Origin of the sequence: Streptomyces sp. NPDC005761, from assembly GCF_040630635.1 — a bacterium.
In the GTDB taxonomy this organism is placed as follows: domain Bacteria; phylum Actinomycetota; class Actinomycetes; order Streptomycetales; family Streptomycetaceae; genus Streptomyces.
Genome location: NZ_JBEXXX010000005.1, coordinates 229239 through 245280, shown reverse-complemented (window position 1 = coordinate 245280; position 16042 = coordinate 229239). Strand labels below are relative to the sequence as shown.

Below are 16042 nucleotides of genomic sequence, written 5' to 3'. Positions count from 1 at the left end.
GTCGAGGGGTCGGGGAGGGAGGGAGCGGGTGGGAGGCGGTGTCACCGTCGGCCGCCGGGGCCGGTGGCGGCGCGGGCCGCGATCGCCTCCCGGTAGAGCGCGGCGGTGCCGATCGCCGCCTGCTTCCAGGTGAACCGGGCGAGGACCCGTTCGCGCCCCGCGGCCCCGAGCCGCGCGCGCAGCTCCGGGTCGCCGAGCAGCCGGCCGAGCGCGTCGGCCAGCGCGCCCGCGTCGGCGGGCGGGACCGCCAGACAGGTCTCGCCGTCCGGGCCCGCGACTTCGGGGATCGCCCCGCCGGTGGTGGCGACGAGCGGGGTGCCGGTGGCCATGGCCTCGGCGGCGGGCAGCGAGAAGCCCTCGTACAGCGAGGGGACGCAGGCGATCTGGGCGCCGCGCACCAGGTCGACGAGCTCCGTGTCGCTGATGCCCTTCACGAACTCGACGGCGTCCCCGAGTCCGTGCCGCTCGATGGCCTGGGCGACCGGTCCGTCCTCGGCCCGGCGGCCGACGACCACGAGGTGCGCCGCGGGGTGGTCGGTACGGAGCTTGGCCAGCGCCTCGACGAGGTGGACGAGGCCCTTGAGCGGGACGTCCGCACTGGAGGTGGTGACGATCCGGCCGGGCACCTCGGCGACGGCGGGGTCGGGCGACCACAGGTCGGTGTCGGCGCCGATGTGCACGACACGGACGCGGTTCGGACGCACGCCGAGGTGGTCGACGATCTCCTGCTTGGAGGAGCCGGAGACGGTGAGCACGGACGGCAGCTTGCGCGCGACCCGCTTCTGCATGCGGGTGAAGGCGTACCAGCGGCGTACGGAGGCGCGTCGGCGTCTGGTCGGGGCGGCGTCCAGGTCGAGCTGCCGGTCGACGGTGATGGGGTGGTGGATCGTCGTGACGAGCGGTGCGCCGAGGTCTGCCAGGAGTCCGTAGCCGAGCGTCTGATTGTCGTGGATGACGTCGAACTCGCCGCGCCGGGCCACGAGGTGACGCCGGGCGCGCAGGCTGAAGGTGAGCGGTTCGGGGAAGCCGCCGGTCCACATGGTGGCGACCTCCGCGGCGTCGATCCAGTCCCGGTACTCGCCGCGCCCCGGGGTGCGGAACGGATCGGGCTGCCGGTAGAGGTCCAGGCTCGGCAGCTCGGTGAGCGGGACGCCCTCGTCGAGCACGGGGTAGGGCTGGGCGCCGATCACTTCGACGCTGTGGCCGAGGCGGGCGAGCTCCCGGGCGAGGTGGCGTACGTAGACGCCCTGCCCGCCGCAGAAGGGGTTGCCCTTGTAGGTGAGGAGCGCGATGCGCAGGGGCCGGTCACCGGCGCCCGTGTCCGACGTATCGACGCCCGTACGGGGGCCCGACTCTATGGCCTCAGCGGTCACACTCGGCCCCCTTCTCACTGCGTGTTCGCCGGAGCGTAACCGCTCACGCTAATCTAGAACAAGTTACAGACCGACCGGCACATGGAGGGCGGCGTCGCGGGGCTGGGCACGCACATCTGCGGCGTTGTCGTCAATCGCCATGGCTCAATCCTCCGCCTCGCAGCTGCACGCACCCGGCCCCGCTCCTTCACCCACCCTCCAGGTGCCGGTCGGTCAGACTTGATCGTTCAATGAGCTACGAATCTACCGGCAGGTAGCAACGGTGCAACGGCCGGATCAGGTGATTCGCGCCACGGCACACACCCTGGCATGCTGTGCGCCGCCGGACCGGCCGCCGCAGCCTCGCGGTCGCGGACAGAAGCCTCGGGATGGGACACATGACAGCGGAAGCCAGACCGGCATCGCCGCCCCTGACGGAACGCCAGGAGGCCCGCCGCCGCCGCATCCTGCACGCCAGCGCCCAGCTCGCCAGCAGGGGCGGGTTCGAGGCCGTGCAGATGCGCGAGGTGGCGGAGGCCGCCGGAGTGGCCCTGGGTACCCTCTACCGCTACTTCCCGTCCAAGGTCCATCTGCTCGTCGCCACCATGCAGGACCAGCTCCAGCACATGCACGGGACACTCCGCAAACGGCCCCCGGCCGGGAACGACGCGGCGGAGCGGGTCGCCGACACCCTGATGCGGGCCTTCCGCGCGATGCAGCGCGAACCGCATCTGGCGGACGCGATGGTGCGCGCGCTGACCTTCGCGGACCGCAGCGTCAGCCCCGAGGTGGACACGGTCTCGCGGCTCACGACGGCGATCATCCTGGACGCGATGGAGCTCGACCACCCGACGCCCGAGCAGCTCTCGGCCGTCCGGGTGATCGAGCACACCTGGCACTCCGCACTGATCACCTGGCTGTCGGGACGGGCATCGATCGCGCAGGTGAAGATAGACATCGAGACGGTCTGCCGGCTGATCGACCTGACGTCCGAGGGCCCGGTCCGCTGATCCCACGCGCCCCCGCCCGTCCGCCGACGGGCGGTGCGGGCTCGCGGGGTGCCGGACCCGCCGGGCCGCACCCGTGGCACCGGAACAGTCCTGCGGGCCGCCCGCACACCCTCCGTGGAACACGGAGACGCCGGCAACACCTCCCCCGCCGACCGGCGCTCCGGGCTCCCGGCCCCTGACCCCTGCCTATGTAGCGCCCCCACATGCCCCCCGGGCCAGGTGGGGCGCCCTGCACCATGTCGACGACGGCACGGTGTTCATACGGTTCGGCGACATCACAGGAACACGCCGAGGAGCCGGTCACCATGCGTCGCAGAGCCAGCAGAATCAGCAGATCCAGCACAGGCGGCACCCGCACCGCCCCGCACCGGTCGCTGTCCACCGTCGCCGTACTGGCCGCCGCCGGCCTGCTGCTGACCGGCTGCACCGCAGCCGGCAAGGCGGGCGACTCCGGGTCCGGCGGGTCCGGGAAGTCCGCCGCCGACGCGCCCGTGAAGGTCGGCCTGGTCTACTCCCGGACGGGCCTGCTCGCGGACTACGGCAAGCAGTACCGCGACGGTTTCATGGCGGGCCTGGACTACGCGACGAAGGGCACCGGCAAGGTCGCGGGCCACCGCATCGAGGTCACCGAGCAGGACGACGCGGGCGACCCCGGCAAGGCGGTCTCCGCCGCGAAGAGCCTGATAGGCAAGGGCTACAAGGTGCTGGCCGGCACCACCGACTCCGGCGTCGCTCTGCAGATGGCACCGCTCGCCGCACAGAACAAGGTGCTGTACGTCAGCGGCCCGGCGGCCACCGACGCGGTGACCGGCATCAACGCGTACACGTTCCGCTCGGGCCGCCAGTCCTACCAGGACATCCTGACGGCGGGCGCGATGCTCGGCGACGCCGAGGGAAAGAAGGTCACGGTCCTCGCCCAGGACTCCACCTTCGGCCAGGCCAACGTCGCCGCCGTCAAGGCTGTGCTCGGCGCGAAGGGCGCGAAGGTGGGCTCGGTGCTGGCGCCGCCCAGTGCGACGGACCTGACGCCGTTCGCCCGCCAGGTCAAGGCGGGCGGGCCGGAGCTGGTCTTCGTCGCCTGGGCCGGGTCCACCGCCCCGGCGCTGTGGACCGCACTGGACCAACAGGGCGTGCTGGGCGCGGGCAAGGTCGTGACCGGCCTCGCCGGGACCGCCTCGTACCCGGTCTTCGGGGCGGCCGGGGCGAAGGTGTCGTTCCTGGCCCACTACTTCCCCGGCGCGGGTGGCGGCAACACCGTGGAGAAGGCGATGCTCGACTCGGTGGCCAGGACCGGCGGAACGCCCGACCTGTTCACCCCGGACGGCTTCACCGCGGCCCAGATGATCGTGCACGCCGTCGCCGAGGGCAGCGCCACCGACCCGGCCGCGATGGTGAAGGCCCTGGAGGGCTGGACCTTCGACGGGGCCAAGGGCAAGCAGCAGGTCCGGGCCGAGGACCACGCGCTGCTGCAGCCGATGTTCGTCGCCCGGCTGTCCGGCAAGGGCGCAGCCGCGAAGCCCGGGCTGGTGGACACCGAGGCGATGGACACCGTGGCTCCGCCCGTGAAGCCCTCGGCGGGCTGAACCGTGACCGCACCCCACACCCTCGGGCCCGGCAGCCCGGCGGACGTGGCGGCCCCGGTGCTCCGGCTGGACCAGATCGGCTGGAGCGTCGGTGGCGCGACCATCGTCCGAGACATCACCCTGAGCGTCCGCGAGGGCGAGTTCCTCGCCTTCATCGGGCCCAACGGGGCGGGCAAGACGTCCCTGTTCAATCTGATCAGCGGGCTGACGCTGCCCACCACGGGCACGATCGCGCTGGACGGCACGGACATGACGGACCGGCCCGCGCACGTCCGGGCCCGGCGCGGCATCGGCCGCACCTTCCAGACGTCCAGCCTCTGGCCCGCGATGACGGTGGCCGACCACGTCCGGCTGGCCGCGCAGGCTGCCCGGGGCGGCTCGTACCGCCTCTGGCGGCGGGCCGACCCGTACACCGCCGAAGTGGTCGGCGTCCTGGAGCGCACGGGTCTCGGTCACCGGGCCGGGGCGACGGCCGCCGAACTGTCGCACGGCGAGAAGCGGAAGCTGGAGCTCGCCGTGCTGCTGGTGGGCGAGCCCCGGCTGATGCTCCTCGACGAGCCGATGGCCGGGGTGAGCGCCGAGGAGGTCCCGGCGCTGACCGAGCTGATCCGCACCCTGCACCGGGAGGAGGGGCGCACGGTCCTCATGGTCGAGCACCACATGGACGTGCTGCTGGGCCTCGCGGACCGACTGGCCGTGATGCACCACGGCCGGCTGCTCGCCCTCGACACACCGGCGGCCGTGACCGCCGACCCGACCGTGCAGCAGGCCTACCTCGGGGAGGGACTGTGACCGGGCAACCCCTGCTCGACGTACGGGATCTGCGGGTCCTGATCGGCGGCCGTCACATCCTGCACGGAGTCGACCTGGACGTCGCGGCCCACGGCGTGACCGCGCTGCTCGGTCGCAACGGGGCCGGGAAGACCACGACCGTACGGGGCATCCTCGGCCTCGTCCCGCGCGAAGGCAGCGTCCGCCTCGACGGCGAGGAGACCGCGGCGCTGCCGACGCACGCGCTGGTCCGGCGCGGGATCGGCTACGCCCCCGAGGACCGCGGCATCTTCGCCGGGCTGACGGTCGCGGAGAACCTGCGGCTGGCGGAGCGGCGCGGCGCGGGCGAGCCCGCGTACCCGCTGGTCCATGAGCTGTTTCCGGAACTGAAGCAACGGGCACGGCAGTTGGCCGGAACGCTGTCCGGCGGTCAGCAGCAGATGGTCGCCATCGGCCGCACCCTGCTGAACACCAACCGGCTGATCATCGCGGACGAACCGACCAAGGGCCTGGCGCCGAAGGTGGTCACCGAGGTCGCCCAGGTACTTGAGCGGGCCGCCGAGGCGGTGCCGGTCCTGCTCGTCGAGCAGAACCTCGCCGTCGTACGGCGCCTCGCCCGGCACTGTGTGGTGCTGGCCGACGGCCGCACCGCCCACCGGGGCCCGGCGGACGAGCTGCTCGAGGACGCGGACGCGGCCCGCAGGCTGCTCGGCGTGGGCCACGGCCCGGTCACCGAAGTTCCTGCCGGTGCCGACGAACCCTCCGTGAAGGCGGATTCCTGATGTCCACCCTCGTACTGCTCACCATGACCGGACTCGGTCTGGGAGCCCTCTACTTCCTCATCGCGTCCGGGCTCTCGCTGATCTTCGGCCTGATGGACGTCCTCAACTTCGCCCACGGGGCGCTGCTTTCCATCGGTGCGTACGGCACCTGGTGGGCGGCGTCCGGGAATCTGCCCGGCGCGGGACCCGGCGGGGCCGGCTTCGTCCTCGCGGTCCTGTTCGGTACGGCGGTGGGCACCGCGGCCGCCGTGCTCCTGGAACTCACCGTCGTCCGCCCGCTCTACACCCGGCCGCGCGAGCAGGTGCTCGCCACGGTCGGGGTCGGGCTCGCCGTCCCGGCGCTGCTGTCGGGCATCTGGGGCTCGGACGCCCGGACCTACCCGGGGCCCGAGGCGCTGTCGGGCACCTTCGGGCTGCTGGGCGCGCAGGTCCCGGTCAACCGCCTCGTCCTGATCGCGGCGGCGCTCGTGGTCCTGGTGGCGCTGCGGCTCTTCCTGGGCCGGACCCGGCACGGCCTCGTCGTACGGGCAGGGGTCGAGGACCGGGCCATGGTCACCGCGCTCGGCATCGACGTCCGCAGGGCGTTCACGCTCGTCTTCGCGATCGGCGGCGCGGCCGCCGCGCTCGGAGGGGCGCTCGGAGGGCTGTACTTCGGCTCGGTGGACCCCCGGCAGGGCACGTCGCTCCTGATCTTCGCATTCGTGGTCGTGGTCACCGGCGGCATGGGGTCGGTGACCGGCGCCGCCGTGGCGTCCGTCGTCATCGGCCTGGTCCAGCAGTTCGCCAACTACTACACCGCGGCGGGCCTCGGCGACCTGGCGGTCGTCGTCCTGCTCGCCGCGCTGCTGCTGATCCGCCCGCGCGGACTGACGGGGAGGCTCGCGTGAGCACCGCCACCGAGACACACGACCGCACCGGGGGCGGCCCCGCCGCCGCGCCCCTTCCGCGTGCCAGGACACGTCCACTGCGCTGGTGGCCCGCCGCCGTCCTGCTGCTCCTGGCCGTCGCCCCCTTCAGCGCCGTGCCCGTGCCCGGCCTGCTGGACGGGCCGCTCGGCAGCGCGGGCAGCCTGCAGCTCCTGGCCACCTGCCTGCTGTTCGGAGCGCTGGCCACGGGGTACGACCTGCTGCTCGGGCGCACCGGGCTGCTCTCGTTCGGCCACGCGCTCTACTTCGCCTCGGGCAGTTACGCCACCAACATGTTCCTGCTGGAGGCGGGGCTCCCCTTCGCCCTCGCCGCGGCCCTCGGGCTGCTCTTCGGTATCGCGCTGGCCCTGGTCCTGGGGTCGGTGAGCCTGCGCGTCACCGGAATCGGTTTCTCCATGGTGACCCTCGCCTTCGCCCAGGCGGGCTCGATCCTGGTGTCCCGCAACCCCGGCGGTGTCACCGGCGGTGAGGAGGGGCGGGCGGCCCCGGCGGACCTGCTTCCCTCCTGGCTCGTGGGCATCGACAACACCGCGAACCTCTACTGGATCGCCCTCGCCTATCTCGTCCTCACCCTGGCGGTCGTCGCCTGGGCGGTCCGCTCTCCCACCGGGCGCGTCTGGGAGGGCATCAAGGAGAACGAGCGCCGGGTGGAGGTCCTGGGCCTGAAACCGTACGGCTTCAAGCTCACGGCCTTCGTCCTCGCGGGTGCGCTCGCCGCGCTCGGCGGCATCGTGCACCTGCTCCTGACCGGTGGTTCCACACCGCAGACCACGACGTCCGACTTCACGCTGTCGCTGCTGGTGATGGTGGTGCTGGGCGGCTCGGGCACCCGCTGGGGCCCGATGGTCGGCGGCATCCTCTACACGTGGGCGGACCACCGGCTCGGTGATCTGGCCGGTTCGGGCGCGGTCGCCGATCTGCCGTCCGTGCTCCGCGTCCCGCTCTCCCAGCCGCTGTTCCTGCTGGGCGTGCTGTTCGTGGCCGTGGTACATCTGCTGCCGGGCGGCCTGGCGCGGCTGCCGTCCAGGCTCGGGGCCGTCTCGCACCGGAAGGAGACCGGAGACCAGTGATTCCGTACGAGGAGATCAAAGCCCCCGTCAGCGGGGGCGCGTTGGCCGCGTTGCGCTGGCCGGCGACCGATCCGGGCGCGCCGGTGGTGGTGGCGCTGCACGGAATCACGGCCAACGCGCTCTCCTGGGGCACGGTGGCCCGGCAGCTGGCCGGCCGTGTCACGCTGATCGCCCCCGACCTGCGGGGCAGGGCGGGGAGTTCAGGGGTACCCGGTCCGTACGGCATCGCCGCGCACGCGGACGACATCGCTGCCCTGACCGAGGCCCTGGGCCTGGACCGGGTGGTGCTGGCGGGCCACTCGATGGGCGCGTTCGTGGCGGCGCTGGCCGCGGTGCGCCACCCGCTGCGCTTCGGCCCGCTGCTGCTCGTCGACGGCGGCATCGGCTTCCCGGCACCCACGCATCTGACGCCGGACGAGCTGTTGACGGCGGTGATCGGGCCGGCGATGGACCGCCTGTCGATGACGTTCCCGGACCGGGCCGCCTACCGCGCCTTCTGGCAGGCCCACCCGGCGTTCGCGGGGGCGTGGTCGGACGAGGTGGACGCGTACATCCAGCGCGACCTGTCGGGCGAGGAGCCCGCGCTGCGCTCGACGTGCCGGATCGAGGCGATCCGCGCGGACGGTGTCGGTCTGTTCGACGAGGAGGTGCTCACAGCCGTACGGAAGCTCCCCGTCGGGGCGACCCTGCTGTGGGCGGCGCGCGGGCTGATGGACGAGGAGCAGGGGCTGTACGACGAGGGCCGGCTCGCGGCGGCCTGCCTGGACGGGACCCGGGTGGAGCCGGTGGCGGTGAAGGACGTGAACCACTACACGGTCCTCACGGGCGAGCGGGGCGGTCGGGAGATCGCCGACCGTCTGGTGGCGTTCACGCGGCAGGGCGCCTGACGCGGGGGACGGGCCCGGCAGTTCCGCTGCCGGGCCCGTCCCCCGCACGCGTCAGCCGGTGGTGCAGCCGCTGTCCGCGATCACGAAGTATCCGGCGGGTGACTCCTTCAGGGTGTGTGTGACGAAGACGTTGTACAGGCCCATGTTCTGGTTCGAGCCGTTGGCGTACACGTACCCGCCGGACATGTGGGCCCTGCCCGCCGTCACGTGCGCGTAGTTGGTGGCGGAGTAGCAGGTGGCGGGTGTGCTGCCGCCGGTGGTGGTCGCCGTCACCTGGGCCGAGGCGGTGCCGGCCGTGCCCGATCCGTCGAGGGCCGTCACGGTGTACCGGTACGCGGTCCCCGCGGTGAGGCCGGAGTCCGTGTACGTGGTGGCGGTGGGGGAGGCGATCTTCGTGCCGTTGCGGTGGACGGCGTACGAGGCCGCGCCCTCGACCGCCTTCCAGGAGAGGGTGGCCGTGGTGTCCGTGGTGCCGGTGACGGTCACGCCGGCGGGCGCGGGGAGCTGGTCGCCGCCCCCGCCGGGGGTGCCGCCGTCCAGGCCCCAGAACACGCCCGTGTAGTACGTGGAGCAGATCGTGTTCAGGAAGTACGCGGCCGCCGTCCCGCACTGCTGGGCACCCGTTCCGGGGCTCACGGGCAGGCCGTGCCCCATGCCGGAGACGGAGTACGTCTCCACGGCCGGGTTCCCGGAGGCGTCGTTGTAGACGCTGCGGGTGGTGTTCCCGGGGAGGGTGCCGGTGGACGACGGCGTCTGGCCGATGCCCCAGACGTCCGTCCACTGGTCACGCAGGGCCGTGGCGTTCGCCGGGTACACCGTGTAGTCCGAGGTGCCCTGCCAGATCGCCACCCGCGGCCAGGGCCCGGTGTACCCCGGGTGGGCGCCGCGCACCTTGTCCCCCCACTGCGCGGGCGTCAGCTTCTGCGGGCCCGTCTGACAGCCCGAGGCGGCCGCCTGGCTCGTCGCGCACTGTGCGGGCAGCCCCGAGGCCACGGAGCCGCCCGCGAACACGTCCGGGTAGGCGGCCAGCAGGTCCGCGGTCATGCCGCCGCCCGCCGAGAGGCCGGTGACGTACACCCGGCGGCCGTCCGAGCCGTACTGCTGCTTCGCGTACTCGACCATCTGCACGATCGACGCGGCCTCGCCCTTGCCCCGGGTGTCCTCGGCCGGGTCGAACCAGCCGAAGCAGGACAGCGAGTTGTTCGCCGACGTGGTCTGCGGGAAGACGACGGAGAAGCCCCACTCGTCGGCGAACTTCGGCCAGCCGGAGTTGGTGTAGTAGGCGGAGGCAGTCTGGGTGCAGCCGTGCAGCGCGACGACCAGGGGCGCGTTCGCCGGGAGTCCGGCGGGTGTGTAGGCGTACATCTGCAGATTGCCGGGGTTGGAGCCGAAGCCGGTGACCTGCTGGAGGCCGCCGGCAGCGGCGGCCGCGGGCTGTGCGGCGGCGGTGGTGCTCAGCGTCGCCGCGAGCAGGCCGAGGACGGCCGTGGACGCGACGCGGCGGAGCAGTCGTCTCAGGATGGATGGGCGCACGGGTGCCTCCCTGGTCGGTACGTGCGGGGATCGGGTTGCTGCCGGAACCTATGAGCGGGGCATCCGCACGCCCATGTGGCAGGCGGACACCGGCGCGTGCGGGGTGTGTGCGGCGGGGCCCTTGTGCGGTCCGGGGGCCGTGCGCCGGAGCGGCCCGGCGCGGGGCGGCACCATGTACGCCGCCACCATGCCGGGGCAGGAGGGTGTGTGCACCGGCGCCGTGTGACACGGGCCGCCGCGTACCTACGGTGACGGCCATGGAGACTTCCCGCAGACCGGATCACGAGCCCGCCGTCCCCTCCCCCGGCGGCGGATCACCGCAGGCACCAGAACCGCTGCCGGCCGGGCGCACCGCGCTGGTGACCGGTGCGGCCAGCGGCATCGGGCGGGCCTGCGCCCTGGCGCTGGCCGCGGCGGGCGCCCATGTGCACGTCGTGGACAGGTCGGGAGAGGCCGCGAAGAGCCTGGCGGAGGAGATCGGCGGGACGCCCTGGGTGGTGGACCTGTCCGACCCCGCGGTCGTCGACACGCTGCCGGCCGATGTGGACGTGGTGGTCAACAACGCGGGGCTCCAGCACGTCGCGCCCGTCCACGAGTTCCCGCCGGACCGGTTCGCCCTGATCCAGCGCGTCATGGTGGAGACCCCGTTCCGCATCTTGCGCCGGACCCTGCCGGGGATGTACGAACGCGGCTGGGGGCGCGTGGTCAACATCTCGTCGGTGCACGGGCTGCGCGCGAGTCCCTACAAATCGGCCTACGTGACGGCCAAGCACGCACTGGAAGGGCTGAGCAAGGTGGTCGCGCTCGAAGCGGCGGAACACGGGGTGACGAGCAACTGCGTCAGCCCCGGCTACGTACGCACGCCCCTGGTCGAGAACCAGATAGCGGACCAGGCGCGGACGCACGGCATATCGGAGGCGGACGTGGTGGGACGGGTGATGCTGGAGCGCAGCGCGATCAAGCGGCTGATCGAACCGGCGGACGTCGCCGAGGCGGTCCTGTGGCTGTGCGGGCCCCGCACCGGGCACATCACGGGCACCTCGCTCTCCATGGACGGCGGCTGGACCGCGAACTGATCCACCTCTCATCCCCTCTTCGAAACGCTGGACGCCATGCCTGAACCGCTCCCCTCCGCCGCCCCCCACCTCCGGCGCCTGTTCGACCTGCTGGCCGACGACGCGCCCGCCGAGGCGCTGGGGGCGGTCTCCTCGCAGGCGCGGGGGGACGGCGTGCCCGCCGTGGAGCTCGCCGAGGTGGAGCGGGCCACGGCGACGGCGCTGCGGATCAGGGGCGCCCTGCGTCAGCACCGGCGCCGCGAACTCCAGCTCACCGCGCTGTTCGACACGGCGGGCGACCTGGCGGCCTCCCGCGACCTGGACGACGTGCTGAAGGCGATCGTGCGGCGGGCCCGGATGCTGCTGGGCACGGACACGGCCTATCTGACGCTTCCGGACGAGGAGGCGGGCGACACCTACATGCGGGTGACCGACGGGTCGGTTTCGGTCCTCTTCCAGCGGCTGCGCCTGGAGCTCGGCGAGGGGCTCGGCGGCCTGGTGGCGCAGACCGCGAGCCCGTACGCGACGCCGGACTACCCCGCCGACGAACGCTTCCACCACACCCGCAACATCAACGCCGGGGTCCTGGACGAGGGCCTGGTCGCCATCCTGGGCGTGCCCCTGCTGCTCGGCTCCAGCCGCGGCGGAACGGGGAAGGTGATCGGCGTGCTCTTCGCGGCCGACCGCGCTCCCCGGGTCTTCAGCCCCGACGAGGTGGCGCTGCTCTGCTCACTCGCCGCGCACGCAGCGATCGCCATCGACACGGCCCGCGCGCTGGCCGACACCACCGCGGCCCTCGCCGAACTCGCGGAGGCGAACGCGGAACTGGCCGAGGCCAACGCCTCCGTACGGGCGCACTCGGCGGCCATGCGGCGGGCCGAGGAGTCGCACGACCGGCTGACGGACCTGGTGCTGCGGGGCCGGGACGTCAAGGACGTCGCGGCGGCCGTCGCCGCGCTGCTCGAATCCCCGCTGACCATTCACGACCCGGGCGGCCGCCCGCTGGCCGCGGTGCGCCCGGACGGTACGGGCTTCGCCGCCGACAGCATGGACGCCGGGTGGCTGGCGGAGGCGGCCGAGGAGTCCCGTACGGGGGCGCGTGCCGTGCACCGCGACGGGCGGGTGGTCTGCGCGGTGCTCGCCGGGCAGGAGCTGCTGGCCGGGCTCGTACTGCACCGTGGGCGGCCGCTGGACGACTCCGACCGGAGGCTCTTCGAACGGTCGGCGGTGGTGACCGGGCTGCTGCTGCTCCTGCGGCGCACGGTGGCCGAGACGGAGAACCGGATCCGCGGCGAGCTGATCGCCGACCTGCTGACGGACACGGGCCGCGACCCGGCGGGGCTGGCCGAGCGCGGCCGCCGCCTGGGTGTCGATCTGGACCGCCCGCACCTGCTGCTGGTGGCGGAGACCGGGGCGCGGGAGCGGCTGGCCCCGGCCGCCATGCGCTATCTGTTCGGCGGCGACATCCACGGCGTGAGTGCCGAACACGCGGGCACGGTGGTGCTGTTGATCGAGGACGACGGCACGGCCGCGGGCCGCGCGGCCCGTTCGGCGGCGGCCCAGCTGGGCCAGTTGGCTCAGTCCCCGGTCACCGTGGCCGCCGCCGGGCCCGCCCGGGGCCCCAAGGAGCTGGCCCGGGCGTACGGCGAGGCGGCGCGCTGCCTGCGGGCGATGCGGGTGCTGGGGCGTACGGGCGAGGGCGCGTGCGTGGAGGAACTGGGCTTCCTGGGCGTGGTCCTCGGCAACGCCCAGGACGTCGACGGCTTCGTGACGGCGGCGCTGGGGCCGTTGCTGGAGTACGACGCGCAGCGCGGCACGCACCTGGTTCGGACGTTGAGCGCGTACTTCGCCGCAGGCGGCAGCCTGATCCGGGCCAAGGACGAACTGCACGTGCACGTGAACACGGTGGTGCAGCGCCTCGACCGGATCCAGGTACTGCTGGGCCGGGACTGGAACGAGCCCGACCGGGCGCTGGAACTCCAACTGGCGCTGCGGCTGCACCTGTTGTCGGGCACCCGGCCCTGAGCCGCCGGAGCACCCCTACTCCTCCGGCGGGAACACCACCTCCCCCGAGTCGGCCAGCGCCACCGTGATGGCTTCGACCGGGCATCCCTCGGCGGCGGCGAGGACCTGCTCGTTGGCGTCGGTGTCCGGGTCGACGGGGTGGGACTGCCGGGCGGAGTCCAGCCGGAATCCGGCCGGTGCGTGGTTCACGCACATCCCCGACCCGATGCAGACGGACCGGTCGACCTCAACGCTCCACCGGTCCCCCATCAGGCCTCGCCCCCGTACCCGGCGGGCAGGTGGATCATCTTGTGCTCGAAGTACTCCCCGTACCCCTCGGGTCCGAATTCCCGGCCCAGACCGGAGTTCTTGTAGCCGCCGAACGGTCCGAGCATGTCGAGACTGAAGGTGTTCACGCTGTACGTGCCGGTCCTGACCCGGCGGGCGATGTCGATGCCGCGCTCGGTGTCGGCGGTCCAGACACTGCCGCTGAGGCCGTACTCGGAGTCGTTGGCGATCTGCACGGCCTCGTCCTCGTCGCCGTACGGCAGCAGGCAGATGACCGGGCCGAAGATCTCCTCGCGGGCCACGCGCATGGAGTTGTCGACGTCCCCGAAGAGGGTCGGCTCGACGTACCAGCCACGCTCCTGCGACGCCGGACGGCCGCCCCCGGTCAGGATCTTCGCACCCTCCTCCTGCCCGATCCCGATGTAGTCGAGGGAGCGCTGCTGCTGGCGCTGCGCGACGAGCGGGCCGAGTTCGGTGGCGGGGTCGAGGGGGTCGCCCACCTTCAGCGCACCGGCGGCGGCGGCGAAGGCCTCGGCGGTCTCCTCGTACCGGGAACGAGGGACGAGGATGCGGGTCTGGGCCACGCAGGCCTGGCCGTTGATCATCCAGGCGAAGGGCACGATGCCGGCGACGGCGGCGTCCAGGTCGGCGTCGGGGAGGATCACGGCGGCGGACTTCCCGCCCAGCTCCAGGGTGACACGGGTGAGGTTGCGCGAGGCGACCTCCATGACACGTCGGCCGGCGGCGACGGACCCGGTGAAGGAGACCTTGTCGACGCCGGGGTGCGCCACCAGGTACTCGCTCACCTCGCGGTCGGCGGGCAGGATCGACAGCACACCCTCGGGCAGCCCGGCCTCGGCGACGATCTCGGCCAGGATGTAGGCGTCGAGCGGCGACTCGGGCGAGACCTTGAGGACGGCCGAGCATCCGGCGAGCAGTGCGGGCGCGAGCTTGGCCGCGGCGGTGAACTGGGGCACGTTCCACGGCACGACGGCGGCGACGACACCGACCGGCTCCCGCCGCACGAGCAGCTGCCCGAGCGCCCCGTCCCGGCGCTCCTCGTACGGGAAGGTGCGGGAGACGGTGATCGCCGCGTCCCACACCATCATCGCGGCGAGGGCCTGCACCATGACGCTGGAGGTGTACGGGGTTCCGTTCTCCGAGCTGATGACCCGGGCGATCTCCTCGTACCGCACGGCGAACGCGTCCTTGATCCGCGTGACGACGGCGATGCGCTCGTCCAGTGACATCCGCGGCCAGGGCCCGTGGTCGAACGCCTGCCGGGCCGCGGCGACGGCACGGTCCACGTCCCCCTCGGCGGCATGCGGCACACGGCCGATGACCTGCTCGGTGTGCGGGGAGATGACCTCGATGACATCCCGGCCGAGCGGATCCACCAACTCCCCGCCGATGAACAGTTTTCCGTGTTCGACAAGCTCGCTCATGGCTGCTGCCTCCCGCGACGCGGCACGTGACCCGCCCGACTGACGATCCCTCATCTGACCTTGTGTCAGAACTGATACCAGTTCCAGTTCCAGGAGTCCACGGCTGGGGCAACGCCGGTCGAGCCCGCGCGCGGCGAGCGAGGGCGCACCGGCCGAACGCCCTTCCCCAGCGCACCGATACGGATGGTCGACCGGGGCTACCACTGGAACAAGTTCTCGTTACAGTGGACGCGGCGCGTCGTGGCCGTACCCCGCACGCCGCCGAGACCGCGGAGAGATGGGGAGTCCATGACGCAGGTGATCAACCACGGTGGAGGCGTCCACAGCATCAAGGTCCCCATCCCGGACAACCCGTTGGGCCACACGCTGGTCCATCTGCTCGACACGGACCGCGGCCCGGTCCTGATCGACACCGGCTGGGACGACCCGGAGGCCTGGGACACCCTCACCGCCGGACTGACCACCGTGGGCGTGGGCGTCTCCGACATCCACGGTGTGCTCATCACGCACCACCACCCCGACCACCACGGCCTCTCCGGCCAGGTCCGCGAGGCGTCCGGGGCCTGGATCGCGATGCACGCCGCCGACACGGCGATCGTCCGCCGCACCCGCGAGTCGGAGCCGGGCACCTGGCTGTCCTACCTGGCGGCGAAGCTGGCGACGGTCGGCGCACCCGAGGACCACATCGCCCCGCTGCGGGCCGCCCGCGAGAAGGGCGGCCGCATGCGCACCCTGCCCGGGCTGCGGGCCGCGGTCCCGGACCGCGAGATCGTGCCGGGGGAGCTCCTCGACCTGGCGGGCCGCACCCTGCGCGCCATCTGGACCCCGGGCCACACCCCGGGCCACGTGTGCCTGCACCTGGAGGAGGACCACCCGGCCGGCTTCCCCGGCCGCGGCCGCCTCTTCTCCGGCGACCATCTGCTCCCCGGCATCAGTCCGCACGTCGGCCTCTACGAGGACCCGGACGACGCCACGGCCACCGACCCGCTGGGCGACTACCTCGACTCCCTGGAGCGCATCGGCCGCCTCGGCGTCGCCGAGGTCCTCCCGGCCCATCAGTACGCGTTCGCGGATGCGGCGGGCCGCGTACAGGAACTCCTGGACCACCACGAGGAACGTCTGACGGGCCTCCTCGCCCTGCTCGCCGAACCGCTCACGCCATGGCAGCTGGCCGAGCGGATGGAGTGGAACCGGCCCTGGGCGCAGATCCCCTACGGATCGCGGAACATCGCCGTGTCGGAGGCCGAATCGCATCTGCGCCGCCTGGTGAAGCTGGGGCGGGCCGAGGCGGTGACCGGGAGCGAGCCGGTCACCTACGTGGCGGTGTGAGTCAGGA

General features: G+C 72.9%; 14 protein-coding genes. 10 read left to right on the top strand and 4 right to left on the bottom strand.

Annotated elements, in window-relative coordinates:
* Positions 1 to 41: 41 nt before the first annotated feature.
* Positions 42 to 1373: a glycosyltransferase family 4 protein gene (locus tag ABZ434_RS07660; protein WP_359132868.1), complete on the bottom strand. Its 1332-nt coding sequence runs from the start codon at positions 1371 to 1373 to the stop codon at positions 42 to 44.
* 377 nt (positions 1374 to 1750) lie between these two features.
* Here ABZ434_RS07660 and ABZ434_RS07655 point away from each other — a divergent pair, with 377 nt between their 5' ends.
* From ABZ434_RS07655 to ABZ434_RS07625, 7 genes are all read left to right on the top strand, one after another.
* Complete coding sequence (locus tag ABZ434_RS07655) at positions 1751 to 2362, top strand: TetR family transcriptional regulator (RefSeq protein WP_359132866.1); 612 nt, start codon at positions 1751 to 1753, stop codon at positions 2360 to 2362.
* Positions 2363 to 2667: 305 nt separating this feature from the next.
* Complete coding sequence (locus ABZ434_RS07650; protein ID WP_359132865.1) at positions 2668 to 3945, top strand: substrate-binding domain-containing protein; 1278 nt, start codon at positions 2668 to 2670, stop codon at positions 3943 to 3945.
* Positions 3946 to 3948: 3 nt separating this feature from the next.
* Entirely contained in the window at positions 3949 to 4737 is a 789-nt protein-coding gene (locus ABZ434_RS07645) for an ABC transporter ATP-binding protein (protein ID WP_359132864.1), read from the top strand.
* Positions 4734 to 5498, top strand: coding sequence for an ABC transporter ATP-binding protein (locus tag ABZ434_RS07640; RefSeq protein WP_359132863.1), 765 nt, complete (start codon positions 4734 to 4736; stop codon positions 5496 to 5498). The genes ABZ434_RS07645 and ABZ434_RS07640 overlap by 4 nt, the downstream gene beginning before the upstream one ends.
* Positions 5498 to 6385 carry a branched-chain amino acid ABC transporter permease gene (locus ABZ434_RS07635; RefSeq protein ID WP_359132861.1) on the top strand — a complete coding sequence of 296 codons (888 nt, stop codon included), beginning with the start codon at positions 5498 to 5500 and terminating at the stop codon, positions 6383 to 6385. The genes ABZ434_RS07640 and ABZ434_RS07635 overlap by 1 nt, the downstream gene beginning before the upstream one ends.
* The gene (locus ABZ434_RS07630) at positions 6382 to 7494 is read left to right on the top strand and encodes a branched-chain amino acid ABC transporter permease (RefSeq protein ID WP_359132859.1); all 1113 of its coding nucleotides are present in this window, start codon (positions 6382 to 6384) and stop codon (positions 7492 to 7494) included. The genes ABZ434_RS07635 and ABZ434_RS07630 overlap by 4 nt, the downstream gene beginning before the upstream one ends.
* A complete protein-coding gene (locus ABZ434_RS07625; RefSeq protein ID WP_359132858.1) occupies positions 7491 to 8381 on the top strand; it encodes an alpha/beta fold hydrolase in 891 nt (296 codons plus the stop codon). The genes ABZ434_RS07630 and ABZ434_RS07625 overlap by 4 nt, the downstream gene beginning before the upstream one ends.
* A 51-nt stretch (positions 8382 to 8432) precedes the next feature.
* Here ABZ434_RS07625 and ABZ434_RS07620 read toward each other — a convergent pair whose 3' ends face one another.
* Entirely contained in the window at positions 8433 to 9914 is a 1482-nt protein-coding gene (locus tag ABZ434_RS07620) for a PHB depolymerase family esterase (RefSeq protein ID WP_359132857.1), read from the bottom strand.
* A gap of 257 nt (positions 9915 to 10171) precedes the next feature.
* Here ABZ434_RS07620 and ABZ434_RS07615 point away from each other — a divergent pair, with 257 nt between their 5' ends.
* Together ABZ434_RS07615 and ABZ434_RS07610 are read left to right on the top strand one after the other, a co-directional pair.
* On the top strand, positions 10172 to 10990 hold the full coding sequence (locus tag ABZ434_RS07615) for a 3-hydroxybutyrate dehydrogenase (protein WP_359132856.1): 819 nt from the start codon (positions 10172 to 10174) through the stop codon (positions 10988 to 10990).
* Between the two features lie 36 nt (positions 10991 to 11026).
* Positions 11027 to 12994: a GAF domain-containing protein gene (locus ABZ434_RS07610; protein WP_359132855.1), complete on the top strand. Its 1968-nt coding sequence runs from the start codon at positions 11027 to 11029 to the stop codon at positions 12992 to 12994.
* Between the two features lie 15 nt (positions 12995 to 13009).
* On the opposite strand, the gene ABZ434_RS07605 is transcribed toward ABZ434_RS07610, so the two are convergent.
* Both ABZ434_RS07605 and ABZ434_RS07600 read right to left on the bottom strand, forming a co-directional pair.
* Positions 13010 to 13243, bottom strand: coding sequence for a ferredoxin (locus ABZ434_RS07605; RefSeq protein WP_359132854.1), 234 nt, complete (start codon positions 13241 to 13243; stop codon positions 13010 to 13012).
* Positions 13243 to 14706, bottom strand: coding sequence for an aldehyde dehydrogenase (locus ABZ434_RS07600; protein WP_359132852.1), 1464 nt, complete (start codon positions 14704 to 14706; stop codon positions 13243 to 13245). The genes ABZ434_RS07605 and ABZ434_RS07600 overlap by 1 nt, the downstream gene beginning before the upstream one ends.
* A 288-nt stretch (positions 14707 to 14994) precedes the next feature.
* Here ABZ434_RS07600 and ABZ434_RS07595 point away from each other — a divergent pair, with 288 nt between their 5' ends.
* Positions 14995 to 16035: an MBL fold metallo-hydrolase gene (locus ABZ434_RS07595; RefSeq protein ID WP_359132851.1), complete on the top strand. Its 1041-nt coding sequence runs from the start codon at positions 14995 to 14997 to the stop codon at positions 16033 to 16035.
* Positions 16036 to 16042 lie beyond the last annotated feature (7 nt).

What these genes read in the sequence shown, in the direction of transcription:
- ABZ434_RS07635 (WP_359132861.1), top strand. Translation starts at nt 5,498, where the DNA reads ATGTCCACCCTCGTACTGCTCACCATGACCGGACTCGGTCTGGGAGCC.
- ABZ434_RS07610 (WP_359132855.1), top strand. Translation starts at nt 11,027, where the DNA reads ATGCCTGAACCGCTCCCCTCCGCCGCCCCCCACCTCCGGCGCCTGTTC.
- ABZ434_RS07595 (WP_359132851.1), top strand. Translation starts at nt 14,995, where the DNA reads ATGACGCAGGTGATCAACCACGGTGGAGGCGTCCACAGCATCAAGGTC.
- ABZ434_RS07605 (WP_359132854.1), bottom strand. Translation starts at nt 13,243, where the DNA reads ATGGGGGACCGGTGGAGCGTTGAGGTCGACCGGTCCGTCTGCATCGGG.
- ABZ434_RS07655 (WP_359132866.1), top strand. Translation starts at nt 1,751, where the DNA reads ATGACAGCGGAAGCCAGACCGGCATCGCCGCCCCTGACGGAACGCCAG.
- ABZ434_RS07650 (WP_359132865.1), top strand. Translation starts at nt 2,668, where the DNA reads ATGCGTCGCAGAGCCAGCAGAATCAGCAGATCCAGCACAGGCGGCACC.
- ABZ434_RS07600 (WP_359132852.1), bottom strand. Translation starts at nt 14,706, where the DNA reads ATGAGCGAGCTTGTCGAACACGGAAAACTGTTCATCGGCGGGGAGTTG.
- ABZ434_RS07615 (WP_359132856.1), top strand. Translation starts at nt 10,172, where the DNA reads ATGGAGACTTCCCGCAGACCGGATCACGAGCCCGCCGTCCCCTCCCCC.